The sequence below is a fragment of the Flavobacterium sp. 5 genome (genome assembly GCF_002813295.1).
Classification (GTDB): Bacteria; Bacteroidota; Bacteroidia; order Flavobacteriales; family Flavobacteriaceae; genus Flavobacterium.
This window is the reverse complement of the sequence record NZ_PHUE01000001.1, coordinates 4,270,072-4,283,424: the sequence shown is the minus strand read 5'-3', so window position 1 is coordinate 4,283,424 and position 13,353 is coordinate 4,270,072. Positions and strand designations below refer to the sequence as shown.

Below are 13,353 nucleotides of genomic sequence, written 5' to 3'. Positions count from 1 at the left end.
ACTTATTGGTTATTATCCATTTCTTCCTGTTTCTCAGAAATTGTCCTATACGCATTCTCTACCATTACAATTCCGTCATCAACCAAAACACCAATTGCTAAAGCAATTCCCGTGAGCGACATAATATTTGAAGAAATTCCAAAAGCCTGCAGGAAGATAAAGGCAACCGCCACCGAAATTGGTATTTGTATCAAGATAATTAATGCGCTTCGCCAATGAAAAAGAAAAAGCAACACCACTATTGAAACGGCAATCATTTCTTCGATTAGCGTTCCTTTGACAGATTCAATTGCTTTCTCAATCAATTCGCTTCTGTCATAAGAGGTTTTAAAAGTTACGCCCTCGGGTAGTCCTTTCTCCACTTCTTTCATTTTGGCTTTGACCGCTTTTATGACATTATCTGCATTTTCTCCGTATCGCATAACTACGATACCACCGACGACTTCTCCTGTGCCATTTTCATCAAAAATACCCAAACGCAAATCGCCTCCCATTTGAATGGAACCGATATCTTTTACCCGCACCGGAATAGAATTGTAATTTTTGATGGCAATTTCTTCTACGTCCTTTATGCTTTTTATATATCCCAAACCCCTTATGATGTATGACATATCACTCATTTCAAATTTCCGTCCTCCCACATCATTATTATTGGCTTTAACAGCATTCATCACTTCCATCATAGTGACTTTATAATATTGCATTTTCAAAGGGTCTAAAACCAATTGGTATTGCTTTTCAAAACCTCCAAAAGAAGCTACTTCTGCAACCCCGGGAACAGTTTGTAGCGCAAATTTCACATACCAATCCTGCAAGGCTCTTTGCTCACCCAAGTCCATACCATTTGCATCTAAATGATACCAAAATATGTGACCAACACCTGTACCATCAGGACCAAGCGTAGGTACCACATTTTGGGGCAAAAGGCGCTGAGCATAATTCAGCCTTTCCAAAACCCTTGTTCTTGCCCAATAAATATCTACGTTGTCCTCAAAAACGATATATACGAAACTCATTCCAAACATAGAAGCACCACGAATATTCTTAACTTTTGGAATTCCCTGAAGATTCGAAACCAAAGGATAGGTTACCTGTGATTCAATAACCTGCGGACTTCTGCCCATCCACTCCGTAAAAACAATCACTTGATTTTCGGACAAATCGGGAATGGCATCAATGGGATTTTGTTGCACGCTATAAACACCCCAAGCAAATAAACAGGCCGAAACGAGCAATACGACAAATCTGTTTTTTAATGAAAATGATATTAATTTTTCTACCATAATGTTTAGTATTTAGATGAAAGACTATCGCTAGTTTTCTCAATCCAATCCATTACTTCCTGTTTTTGACTACTTGAAAGTATTGCGTTTTTATGGATCAAAGTATAAGAAGCCAAAGGCATTTCATTCAACTTAATTTGTTTGCTGATAGCTTTTAATTTGCTATTCTGTTTGCGTTGTGAATAATTTCCATATTCATTGAAATTCAAATTCTCTTTTCCTTCATTTATATGATTTTTCATAAAAATTCCAACGGGTTGAATGTTGGAATACCACGGATAATTGGTGTTATTGCTGTGACAATCATAACAAGAGGTTCGCAATATCGCTTCAACATTTTTAGGAACATTATATACTTTTGTGAAATTTGCAGTTAAATCCTGCTCCAACGCAATGTTGCGAGCAGGCTGATATAACTGTATCAGCAAAAAAATAATTAATCCAATAAAAAATATCTTTTTGAAGATTTTTTTCATCTTAGAATTCTTTTCTCACAGAACCACAAGTAAGCATTTCTGAACCAAAATAAGGGTTTTTGATTTCTTTCGCTTCGCTTATCCAAATAGCACCTTTTCCTTCATCAGCCATTGGGCAAAAGTCCTCATACAGTTTTTGTTCAGTTCCAAAAGTTTTTATCAAATCATTGATGTCTTTACTCATTAAAACAAAATGCTCTCTTTGGTGTGCTATGTTCCCCGCATTATCTCCAATATGTTCAGCGTGTTCTTTGAGATCATCGGCAATATCCATATAGGTTTTCATTTGTTCACCAGATAATTTTTTCATATCTATTTTTCCCAAAGTCTCTACCAATGCTTTTCCTGCATCGGCAGTAGCGTTAGAATCGTCTTTAGTCAAAGCATTTTTTAAAGACAAATAATCCGTTACAATTTCTTTAATGGAAAAAGAAGTAGGATTGACTTTTACAGTTGCAGTTTCAGGTTTACTTATTTCTGAATTAACTGTTTCTTCTTGCTTATTTTTTTGATTACAAGAAACCATTGTGATTGCTACTGCTATTGCTGAAAGAATTATATTTTTCATTTTTATTTTTTTTGTTATTGAAAGATTAGATTAGTGTTTATGGTCTTCTGTTTGCGTCATATCCATACCGCATTTAGGACATTTTCCAGGTACATCTGAAGTGGAACCATCCATAGGACAAACATATTTTGTCACAATTTTACTTTGAGGCTGACTTCCTTTTTGCGGGTGCAAATCAACTTTTTCGGTGACTTTTACCAAACCCATTCCACATTTAGCGCATTGACCCGGTTTATCAGAAGTTGTGCCGTCCATCGAGCAAACATATTTTGTCACAGTTTTACTCGTAGGCTGACTTCCTTTTTGCGGGTGCAAATCAATTTTTTCTGTGGTTTTTACCATTGCCATTGCACATTTAGAACATTTACCTGGTTTATCAGAAGTTGATCCATCCATAGGACAAACATATTTTGTCACAATTTTACTTTGAGGCTGACTTCCTTTTTGCGGGTGCAAATCAATTTTTTCGGTGACTTTTACCATATCCATCCCACATTGTGGGCATTTACCTGAGCTTGAATTTGTTTTGTCAGGATGTGTAGGACAAACGTAAATTGTTTTTTGTTCTTCCTTTTTTGTAACAGTTTGTCCTGTTACTGCTGAATTAAATGCAAAAAATGCACTTAATACAATAATTAGTGTTTTCATCTTTTTAGTATTTTATTGTTTCTATAGTTTTACCACAACTCAACATTTGTGAGCCATAGTATGGATTTTTAACAGCATTTTCTTTGCTTAGCCAATTGGCATCTTGCATTGGGCAGTATTGGTAATAGATCGCTTCAGTAGGTTTGGAAACTTTAATCAATTCATAAATGTTTTTAGATAATGATTTGAAAAAATCTCTTTGTTTCTTAATATCTTGTGTTTCAGAAATACTTTTGGAATCGGCAGTTAAATCTTTTAAGATTTTCATCCAAATCACATGTTCATCCATTTTTAATATTTCCATTTTCACTGCAGTAATCGAAGATAATAATGCTGCTGCTTTTTCAGAAGCTGTTTTAGCATCTGTTTTTACTAAAGCATCTTTCAGTAAAAAATAATTGTCCAAAACTGGCTGTAGTTGATTTACGGTTTGATTTTCAGCTGTTGTTGAAAGTCTGTTGCTTTCCATTCCTGTCATTTCGCTTTTTGGTTCTGTTTTAACAGGAACTTTTGCCTCACGATCATATTGACAACATCCTGCAAGTTTTGAATATGTATCATCTGGAGCAAGAAATTTATCACTGTCATAACCTGACAATGCAATACGTTTGAGTATTTCGTCTTGACTGGTTATTTTAGGATCATAACTAAGGACAGCCATTTTTGTATCTGCGTTCCAGTCAACGTTTGCGACATTTTTTAGACTACCTGCTTTTTCTATTTTGGCTTCGCACATTCCGCAGTTTCCGTAAATTTTAACGGACTCTATTTTAGCATTTTTAATTTGTGCGTTGGATACCACTACTGATAACAATAGAAGTATTGCTATCATTATTTTTTTTAATGAGTTCATTGTATGTAAATAATGTTAAATTGAATTAGTTAAGCAATAACAAAAATGAAATCATAGAATACCCATCATCTTGAAATTGAAATTAACCGATAAAATAAATGATTTGGAGACCAATAATAGTTATCAATAAGATATAATTATGGCTATCAACTATAGATTTTAGCTTATTTTAGGTATAAGCCAAAGAGAATTAAAACCAGAAGAAATAGTGGTTTTGTAATTATAAAATTTTTGTTTTTCAGAAGAGAAATTAAAAAGATTGCTATTAAATTTCAATTCATTAATAGCAACAGTACTACTGTTGCAAGAAGTAGCGCAACTGCATCTAGAATGGTTACATTTTCCTCCACAACCTTCGTGATTTTTCGTTTTGGAATGATTGTCATTTTTGCAACAATCGTCTTTGTCCATATTTGAAGATGTCTCTTTTGTAGAAGAATGTTTTGTTGAATTATTTTCACAGGCAAAAGAATTACTTGGTATCAATAAGAAACCAAATAATACTATTACTAAAATGTGAAATGTATTCATTTGTAGTTTAATTTAAATCCAAAATTAATCAATTTATATTGATTTTTTACTAACAACGTGTTAAAAATCACATTTTCGCTACACTTTTCTTAACAAGTTAGCTATCATAGTTACGCATCAGAAGACAAAAAATTAAGGTGTTTTTCAAAATTTACTACCAAATAAAAAAGAATGTTTTGTTTTTACCAATGAAATTACATTGCTTTCAAACCTACAGAAGACCTTTCCTGAACATTATTTATTTTTATAGCTTCTTTCTGTTCTTTGGGCTCGGAAGTAATAGACAACTGTATTTTCCTGTCAATGGCCGCCAATCCCGTTTTCAGTTGACTCAACCTGCTTTCCTTCGTCCATATACCATTGACTACTTCCTGAAGTACAGGCAGGTCTTTTTGTAATTCGGTAATTTTCTTTTGTTCCTGATCAATATAGCTAGGTATTTTTTCCAAAGCACTAAGGAAATTCATTGACGCAAGCTTTGCGTCATTAGCAATCAAGCCATTATTATAAGTGTATTTTATATTGCCTTCACCCTGTACCAAAAAACGATTGACTTTAATATCAGCACCTTCTTTTTCGGATATTTCAGTTTTAACCAATAATGTAAACCCATACAGGCTGCCTATTTCGTCATACTGACCTCCAGTACGGGCTTTATCCGCAATCTGGTTAAGTTTGGTCCCAATCTGTTTCACATCGGCATTAGGTGACAATCCGTCTAGCTGTACAAGGTTCAGTATCGTTCCATCCTGCCCTTTTTGTAAGCGCTGTTGCAGATTTTTCCAATCGTGACCCATTCGTTCCAATCGTGACTTGGCAGACTCTAGTGTCGCAGAAATATCTTCCAGCTTGTATTTGGAGCTGAACTTGGAACGATTGAATGCCTGCTTCTCACTTTCCAATCCAGCGACCTGTTTTTCCAGTTTTGCTTTTTCCAATAAATCCGTATTTCCCGAAAGTATAGCTACGTATTCAGAGAAATTCATTCCCGATTTTTCATCCATACTCCCCTCATCAATGGTTCGCTTTCCTAGATTGTTGGTTTTGAGTTGGTCAATAAAAAGCTGTTTATTGTACAAAAGATTAAACTTGTAGCTGTCCAGCGATTTTTCGACTGCATAGATAATTACATCCACCTTGTTATCGGCGAAAAATTTGGCAATTTCATTGCCTTTTCGCACAGCCCTTCCGTCACGTTGAGCAAGATCGCTTGGTCTCCACGGGGTATCCAAATGATGAACGGCAACAGCTCTTTTCTGTGCATTTACACCAGTTCCCAACATGCCGGTAGAACCAAACAGCACACGGATTTTCCCCTCATTCATACCGCCTATAAGCTCCTTGCGTTGCTTATCATTTTTAGCTTCCTGTATAAAACGGACTTCATGTTCCGGTATACCATAATCATCTACAAGTTTGCGCTTGATTTCCCCATATACATTCCATTCTCCTGGCTTGTAAGTGCCTAAATCTGAAAAAACAAACTGCGTTCCTTTCTGCGCATGGAATTTTTGGTAATACTTTGCAATATTGGTTGCACAATGAGAAGCTTTGTTATCGGGGTGGTCATTATATTTACTGCTTACCATCCGCATATCGAGGGACATCTTACGGGCATAATCCGTAGCAATCAGCATCTTTGCTTTTTCTTCCCTATCTGTTAGCGGAGGTCTTCCCAATAAGGTCGCATTACCTGATTTAGCAAACTCCATCAATTTCTGGATGAATACTTCCTGATCGGGCGTAGGCGGTATATTATAAAGTACCTCGTTCTTTTCCGGACGATCTATACCAATATCCTTAGCGGTTCTGTAATCCGTGATTTCCGAATAGAACTGTGCCAGTTCCGGCACTTTGATAAAGTAGCGGAAGCGTTCTTTTGACACGATATTATTCGCTACCGAAAACTCATAATCAGTCGTTTTCCTTGCATAGATAGCCGCCCACGCATCAAAACAGTTAATACCTTGTTTTTCCAATGCTCTTGGACGGAGATATTTAAACAATAGATATAACTCGGTTAAGGAATTGCTGATAGTTGTACCTGAAAGAAAGGTAGCACCCATATCGCCTTGTATGCGATCCTGAATGGTGCGGATGGCAAAAAGCAGGTTCATGGCCTTTTGGCTTCCCATCATATTGCCCAAACCTGCAACCCGGTCATGACGCGTATTGAACATCAGGTTTTTGAACTGGTGGCTTTCATCAGCAAATAAGTGGTCGATGCCCATCATCTTAAAATCCACTACATCATCTTTTCGGTTTTCGATGTCATGTTCCAAAGTTTTCAGCCTAACTTCAAGGTTCTGTCTCCTGATGATTACACCTTTGAGCATACCCCTTGAAATCTCTTTGCCCTGTGCTTCCAAAGCGGCAAGATTATCTTCCACGCTGTTCAGTTCGACTTGTAGGATTTCCTTTTGCATTTCTGGCGACTGGGGTATCATGCCAAACTGGTCATGGGTCAATATCACGCAGTCCCAATCGTTGTTTTTAATATCTCCGAAAATCCGTTGCCTTTTCTGTGGGGTAAAATCTTCTTTGCCAGGATACATAATTTTAGCGTGTGGGTAGGCTTTACGGTACGTTTCTGCAATCTCATGGACATTGGCTTTCAATCCTATTATCATAGGTTTGTGTACCATTCCCAAACGTTTCATCTCCTGTGCTGCGGTACACATCACCAATGTCTTGCCGGCTCCTACTTCGTGATCGCAAATCGCACCGTTGTTCAGCTTGATCATCCATACTGTATCCTTTTGGCTCGAATATAAATCGTTAATGCCTAAGCCTTTTCTGTCCAGTCCTGGAAATTCCTGATGGCTTCCGTCGTACTGCGGACGCACAAAACAGTTAAAGGTATCGTTATACTGGTCGGTCAGCCTTTTTTTAAACTCATCGTTTTGAGTGTGAAGCCATTCGGTAAAGGCGGTACGTATTTCATCAATCTTGGTATTCGCCATCTGTATAGCTTCCATATCCCTTACCTTGACTTCCTTATCATCAATCATTACTTTTTTGGTAATATCAGGAGTAGTATTGACTAATGCGTTTTTCAGTAGAGCAATCCCGTCAAATGTTCGACTTTCAGACTTGACGGCATATTTATCCCATATATGTACATTTTTCTGATCGCATTTTATAGAAAAGTCATCGGAAGTTTCAGAATACTGGATACGCACCTCCGTATCAAAAAGATGAGAAGCAAAACGGGCATAGATCCCTGTCGGTATCCAGCGTTCACCAAGATTGAAATCTAACTCTTCAAATTCGATACGTCTTGGTCGGGCTTCTTCTAAAGACGTAAGGCTTTCTTTGGCCTGCCTATCATGGGGATTGCTTTCGAGATAGCTTTTTAAGGCTGTGGCTTTCTCCACCACATTGCCAGCTACCCATCTTTCAGCTATTTCATATTCCTTTTCCAAAGGATTATAAAAGATGCGTCCGTGCAATACCGCTTTCAAATCGTCGGATGATATACCGCTGATTTTGGACATAAAGTCTAGATCAACGTTCCCGTATTTGTTCAATGATGCGGCTAAAGCCTCATCGGGATTATCGGTAGCTAATGTGGTAATGGAGAAGCTTACCGGACGGTGGAAGATATCCGCCTTATGTACCACACCGCCCACAACACGTTCCAAATAAGCCATTTCCTTACCGGAACTGTCTGTTTTGATAAGCTTGATATTATCGGCACTGTTCAGGTTGCCGTACCTTTTTACGAAGGCATCGTAAACCTTATTAAATGTTTCTCTCTCTTCTTTATGTTCGGTTTGCAGTTTGGCTTCCTTCTGATATAAATCGAGGTAGTTATCTCGTACAGAAATATAGGCTTCAGCTCTTCCTTTCTGTAAGGACGATAATTGCAAAGGATGAAACATCGCCTGTTTCTTATCGCTATCAAAATCTTTAAGATAGCCGACCCAGCCGTTATCCACTGCAAGGCTATCGTTACGATGAAAAGACTGTATTTCTTTGGTATAAATTGCTGGTTCGGGAATGGTGTTGCCTGCGGTAATCTTTTCGGAGAGATTATTTCCTTTCAGTCCTGAAAACAAATCGCCGATAACTTCCTGTGTATTTCTCTCATTTGGTATATTGCTATTTACTGGAGAAGTAGAAATGGGAGGTTGTTGCATCAAACCGCTGAACAGGTTTCCCTGATATCCGCTCACAGTTCTTTTTCTTTTGGCTGGTAGTTTTGTTGTTGTGACTGCTTTAACAGGAGTGGTAAAAGACGCCAGTTCTTTTGAATTTTCAAAGAGATCAAAAATGCTTAGTTGCCTTTCTTCTTTTACAATGTCTTTATTTATTGTTTGAGCAGTTAATGTCTGCGTTTTCTGTGAAATGGTTGCAGATCCGGCAACGGGAGTTGCAACCGTTGGTGTTATAGGAATTTGTTTGATTGGCGCATCGTTTCGTTCACCTTTATACAAGCCAATATCCAGATGTTTTCCAAAATCTTCCGATAGCATTTGCTTTAGGTCCTTGGCAATTCCTTCCACACCATCCCTGTGCGTATAGACAAATGCAGGTTGTCCATAAGGATCGGTAGCCAACATCTGTGTAGTATGTATAATCCTTCCGTTGTCTTGAAACAAGGCGTTGCTTGGCGTATTGTATTCCGTTATTTGACTCTGACAAAACAGTTCTTCCGCTTCGGTCAAACTTTGTTTTGCAGTATTCTTTTGCAGAATTATTAGATCACTTCCTACCTCTGTACCAGCATAGTCGGTAAATAAATTATTTGGCAACCGAACGACTGAAACTAGGTTGTTGTCCTGCATCAATACCTTGCGTATGGGTTCGTTCTTCGGGCTGTTCAGCACACCTTGTGAAGTGATAAAAGCCAGCACACCACCTTCACGGAGCATTTCGGCTCCCTTCATAAAGAAGTAATTGTGTATGCTTCGGGCAGCCTGTACTTTTGCAGCGTCCCTGCTTCTGGAATAGGAAAGATCAAAGACGGACGTATCACCGAAAGGGATATTGCTAGCTACCACATCATAGCTGTTTTTTTCCCTTTCGGGTATTTCTTCAAAGCCGCTAATGCGGATCGTATTATCTGGATAGAGCTGTTTTAAAATTTTTCCAGTGAGCAAGTCCTTTTCATAAGCGGTAACCTGTGGCATATCTTTATCTGCAAAGGATTGTATGAAAGAACCGTTACCGGCAGATGGTTCTAAAAGTTTTTGAATGCTTACACCATTTTCTTTTAATGTGGTGGAAATAGCATCAATAATCAAAGGTGGTGTGTAAAATGCAGTCAGTACAGAACTCCGCATACTGTCCACATATCTACGGTATTGTTTTTCATCAGTTGCATTTTCTTTTAGAAGCTGATGGAGTTCCTGTGTAACTGGAAAAAGTTCATATTCGGTCTTTCTCCAATGGTTAATATCTATCGGATTTTGGGCAGGATTCAACACAAATTTAAGACCACCAAATCCGCTGTATTGCATCATTAGCAGTCTTTCGCCTGCGGAGGCTTTTCTGTTCTCCTTTTCCAGTTTAAAAGCAATTCGCAGGGAATCAATATTCGATTGGAGATGTTGACGTTTACTGAAGCCCATGTTCCTCTATCCATATTGCTATGGTTCCTGTCAGTTCCGTATAGAGCAAATCAAACTCCGTTGTATAGGCGAAGTCATCCGTTAATTTGTAGTTTGTAAAAACAGGGTAGCAAATAGGCAACATCTTTAAGGCAAACGGTCGTAATTCTTCATCTGCCATTCTCGCATCAAACTCATTGCAGACTACTTGAAAAAGGGTATCAAATTTTGAAAAGTGCAATCCTTCAAATAAGACATAATCGGCAATATGATCACATTGGTTTATTGGGTTTCCTGCTCGAAAAGCATCTTCATAAGCATTGGAAGCCCAACTTGAACGCTGGTCAATAAATTTAACATCATACGCTTTTTCGGGAAAGCTTATAGTTAATAATTCTTGTAGTCGTAACCTGAAATATGACAGGTCTTTTTGCTGTGTATTCATACTATATTTTTATTTAGAATTTTGCTAAATGGCTAAAATTTGGAGCATCCTGCCAACCTCAATATCCATTCTCGAAAATGCAAACCATTTTTTACCCAGATCTTTTAATGATGCTCCTATGTGGTAGAGTTCAGTATTATCAATTATGAGAAAACGGTCATGGACATCCGAAAAAACCTCAACTTCAATCAGGGGATATTGACTGTTATATCGTTGCACATCTAGCCGTAACTGATTACTTATGCTTTTAGTATAGATTGTTGCGGTAACATCACTATTTCTCTTACCCAACAAGGTTAGCACAGTATCGTCTACATAATTATCAATAAGGATAATGGAACTTTGGGCACTGCGGATAATATCGGAAACAAAAGCATAGGCATCAAAAATTTGCCCATTATAGAAAATGCCCTTTTCACTGTACAACTTTCCGCTTTCCAGTGCCTTAAAGATTTCTTCAAATTTCTGGTCTGCATCTATCTGTTTCAGTTCAATCTTATCCAGTCGATGAAACAAGGCTGCGTTATTAACAAGTATCTTGCGCATTTCCACAAAGGCATTCATTATCTCGATGCTTACTTTTATGGCAATATTGCTACGGAGTACAGCTGAAAGCATCGCAATTCCTTGTTCGGAAAAAACATAAGGCAGATAACGTCTTCCCCCGTAATTCAAACTTGAGGTCACAAATTGTGACCTCAAGTTAATTGCATCAAATTCATCCTGTGTCAATTGAAAACAAAAGGATTCAGGAAAGCGGTCTGTATTACGCTTTACAGTCTGATTAAAGACTTTGGTTTCTACCTGATAAATCCTTGCGAGATCACTGTCGAGCATAACCTGTTGTCCTCTTATAGTATAAATGCGGTTCTCAATTTCCGGACGGGTAATGATAGAATCACTCATTATTTCTTCGGAAGTTTAGATTTTTCAAATTCAAAAGAGCTTTCGGCTTTCTCATTTAATACGATATAGGCATCGAATTTCTTTCCGGATTTGCTTTTCATCCCTTTGATGAGAGTAGTTTTTCTTTTGATTACAAGGTTTTCTATATCGGCTATACTGATTTGCACACCACACACATTTCGAAATTGTACCCAATTACAGTTCTCATCAGGACATTTGACAATTTTATCCCTTATAATCAGTTGCCTATTTTTGCATTTGGGACAGTCAAGCATAGCCCGATTTTCTTGTGCAATGGCAGTTTGCAATAATTCATTGGTAATTAATGCTGCATAGTTTTCCATTTCTTTTTGGAAAGCATATGCATTACTTTCGTTGTTTTCAATTTTCTGCAAAGTCAACTCCCATTCTGCAGTCATCGCTACGTCCGCAATCTTTTTATCTTTTATAAGTTCATAGACCTGTAATCCTTTACCGGTAGGTATCAGGGATTTATTTTCCCTTTGAATATAGTTACGGCTAAACAGGGTTTCAATAATGGTGGCTCTTGTGGCTGGTGTACCGATACCTATGCTTTTTAATGCCTTACGCTCTTCCTCGTTCTCTATTTCCTTTCCGGCAGTTTCCATAGCTGATAAAAGTCCTGCTTCGGTATAAAGCACGGGTGGTTTGGTTTTCTTCTCCAGGACCGAGGCATGTTTAATTTTGAGTTCATCATCTTTTTTCAGTTTGGGTAATTCCTGTAGAAGTTCGACATCATCATCTGAAAAACTGCCTTTAATGGAACGCCAACCTGATTCCAATATCTTACAGCCTTTCAATACAAAATCATAATGTAGAGCCTGTAAAGTAATATCGGTTATTTCTTTAGTACAGGCTTGGGAGGTAGCTTCCAGCAATCGAAAAGCAATCATATTGTAAACTGCATTTTCCCTTGCCGATAAAGCCGAAGGGATTTTGTCCGTAATCAGCAGACCATGATGATCGGTAACACGAAGATCATTCACGATACGTTTATTGAAATGTCCCCATTTCAGTTTGGTTACCGCTTGCTTGAAAGCTCCCATATTCTGCAAAGCTCTGATAAGGTTAGGAATCTCTCCCCACATATCTTCTGGAATGTATTTACTTCCGGTACGCGGGTAAGTAATAAATTTCTTTTCATACAAGCTTTGGGCAATGTTCAGGGTTTCTTCAGCTGTCAGGTTCAATTTTTTATTAGCTTCCTTTTGCAAACCCGTCAGGTCAAACAGCAAAGGCGGCTGTTCCGTCACGTTTTTGGTTTCTACAACGGTAACCGTAACTGTATTGCCATTTCTTTCGATTGACTTTAATATATCTTCCGCCTGCTTTTTATCTTCCCATTTGTTTTCGGAAAGGCTTTTAAAGTCTGTGAACTCTTTTGTATGGGACAACTGTATCTGCCAGTATTGTTGCACCGAAAAATTTCTGTTTTCCTGATAACGCTTACATATCAAAACCAGTGTAGGTGTCTGCACTCTTCCGAGCGAATAGTTGCCATTTCCTGCGGCAATACTCAATGCCTGCGAAGCATTGATTCCTACTAGCCAGTCAGCTCGGCTCCTGCCCTGTGCTGCCTGATATAATCCGTCAAAATCGCTGCCGGATTTCAAGTTGTCAAGGCCCTGTTTGATTGATTTTTCGGTGAGCGAGCTAATCCAAAGACGTTCAAAGGGTTTGTTACATTTGAGGTATTCATAGATATAACGAAATATCAATTCGCCCTCACGTCCAGCATCGGTTGCGACAATAATCTTTTCACTACGGTCAATGAGCTGTTCTATTACTTTCAGTTGCTTTAATGCTCCTGTATCTGCCGTATAGCCCTTGTCTTTTTTTGTCTTGCGAACGGTTAATAAAAAGGGATTGGGCAGTATTGGCAGAGATAATTTCTGAAATCCTGAAATTCCGTAATCTTCCGGCATACCCAATCCTACTAAATGTCCAAAAGCCCAAGTAACAAAATAGCCATTGCCTTTCAGGTAACCATCATTCTTTTCGGTGGCTCCTAACAAGACGGCTATTTCTCTTGCTACACTTGGTTTTTCTGCAATAACTACTTTCATC

Annotated in this window: 10 protein-coding genes; all 10 read right to left on the bottom strand. The window is 38.1% G+C overall.

The annotated features are described in order from the left end of the window. Positions 1-2 precede the first annotated feature (2 nt). The 10 genes from CLU82_RS21105 to CLU82_RS17945 all read right to left on the bottom strand — a co-directional run bounded on the left by CLU82_RS21105 (position 3) and on the right by CLU82_RS17945 (position 13,352). Entirely contained in the window at positions 3-1,283 is a 1,281-nt protein-coding gene (locus tag CLU82_RS21105; protein ID WP_100844399.1) for an efflux RND transporter permease subunit, read from the bottom strand. A gap of 5 nt (positions 1,284-1,288) precedes the next feature. Continuing rightward, on the bottom strand, positions 1,289-1,759 hold the full coding sequence (locus CLU82_RS17985; protein ID WP_100844398.1) for a heme-binding domain-containing protein: 471 nt from the start codon (positions 1,757-1,759) through the stop codon (positions 1,289-1,291). A gap of 1 nt (position 1,760) precedes the next feature. Continuing rightward, entirely contained in the window at positions 1,761-2,327 is a 567-nt protein-coding gene (locus CLU82_RS17980; protein ID WP_100844397.1) for a DUF3347 domain-containing protein, read from the bottom strand. Between the two features lie 30 nt (positions 2,328-2,357). Beyond that, positions 2,358-2,975: a heavy metal-binding domain-containing protein gene (locus tag CLU82_RS17975; protein WP_100844396.1), complete on the bottom strand. Its 618-nt coding sequence runs from the start codon at positions 2,973-2,975 to the stop codon at positions 2,358-2,360. 4 nt (positions 2,976-2,979) lie between these two features. Then, complete coding sequence (locus CLU82_RS17970; RefSeq protein WP_100844395.1) at positions 2,980-3,828, bottom strand: DUF3347 domain-containing protein; 849 nt, start codon at positions 3,826-3,828, stop codon at positions 2,980-2,982. A 159-nt stretch (positions 3,829-3,987) separates the two neighbouring features. Continuing rightward, on the bottom strand, positions 3,988-4,359 hold the full coding sequence (locus CLU82_RS17965) for a hypothetical protein (protein WP_100844394.1): 372 nt from the start codon (positions 4,357-4,359) through the stop codon (positions 3,988-3,990). A 194-nt stretch (positions 4,360-4,553) separates the two neighbouring features. Then, entirely contained in the window at positions 4,554-9,935 is a 5,382-nt protein-coding gene (locus CLU82_RS17960; protein WP_100844393.1) for an N-6 DNA methylase, read from the bottom strand. After that, the gene (locus tag CLU82_RS17955; protein WP_024981684.1) at positions 9,922-10,359 is read right to left on the bottom strand and encodes a DUF1896 domain-containing protein; all 438 of its coding nucleotides are present in this window, start codon (positions 10,357-10,359) and stop codon (positions 9,922-9,924) included. Before CLU82_RS17955 ends, CLU82_RS17960 begins: the two co-directional genes overlap by 14 nt. 24 nt (positions 10,360-10,383) lie before the next feature. Then, the gene (locus CLU82_RS17950) at positions 10,384-11,265 is read right to left on the bottom strand and encodes an ORF6N domain-containing protein (protein WP_100844392.1); all 882 of its coding nucleotides are present in this window, start codon (positions 11,263-11,265) and stop codon (positions 10,384-10,386) included. After that, entirely contained in the window at positions 11,265-13,352 is a 2,088-nt protein-coding gene (locus CLU82_RS17945; protein WP_100844391.1) for a type IA DNA topoisomerase, read from the bottom strand. Before CLU82_RS17945 ends, CLU82_RS17950 begins: the two co-directional genes overlap by 1 nt. Between the last annotated feature and the right edge of the window lies 1 nt (position 13,353).

What these genes read in the sequence shown, in the direction of transcription:
- CLU82_RS17950 (WP_100844392.1), bottom strand. Translation starts at nt 11,265, where the DNA reads ATGAGTGATTCTATCATTACCCGTCCGGAAATTGAGAACCGCATTTAT.
- CLU82_RS17975 (WP_100844396.1), bottom strand. Translation starts at nt 2,975, where the DNA reads ATGAAAACACTAATTATTGTATTAAGTGCATTTTTTGCATTTAATTCA.
- CLU82_RS17965 (WP_100844394.1), bottom strand. Translation starts at nt 4,359, where the DNA reads ATGAATACATTTCACATTTTAGTAATAGTATTATTTGGTTTCTTATTG.
- CLU82_RS21105 (WP_100844399.1), bottom strand. Translation starts at nt 1,283, where the DNA reads ATGGTAGAAAAATTAATATCATTTTCATTAAAAAACAGATTTGTCGTA.
- CLU82_RS17970 (WP_100844395.1), bottom strand. Translation starts at nt 3,828, where the DNA reads ATGAACTCATTAAAAAAAATAATGATAGCAATACTTCTATTGTTATCA.
- CLU82_RS17980 (WP_100844397.1), bottom strand. Translation starts at nt 2,327, where the DNA reads ATGAAAAATATAATTCTTTCAGCAATAGCAGTAGCAATCACAATGGTT.
- CLU82_RS17945 (WP_100844391.1), bottom strand. Translation starts at nt 13,352, where the DNA reads ATGAAAGTAGTTATTGCAGAAAAACCAAGTGTAGCAAGAGAAATAGCC.
- CLU82_RS17960 (WP_100844393.1), bottom strand. Translation starts at nt 9,935, where the DNA reads ATGGGCTTCAGTAAACGTCAACATCTCCAATCGAATATTGATTCCCTG.
- CLU82_RS17955 (WP_024981684.1), bottom strand. Translation starts at nt 10,359, where the DNA reads ATGAATACACAGCAAAAAGACCTGTCATATTTCAGGTTACGACTACAA.
- CLU82_RS17985 (WP_100844398.1), bottom strand. Translation starts at nt 1,759, where the DNA reads ATGAAAAAAATCTTCAAAAAGATATTTTTTATTGGATTAATTATTTTT.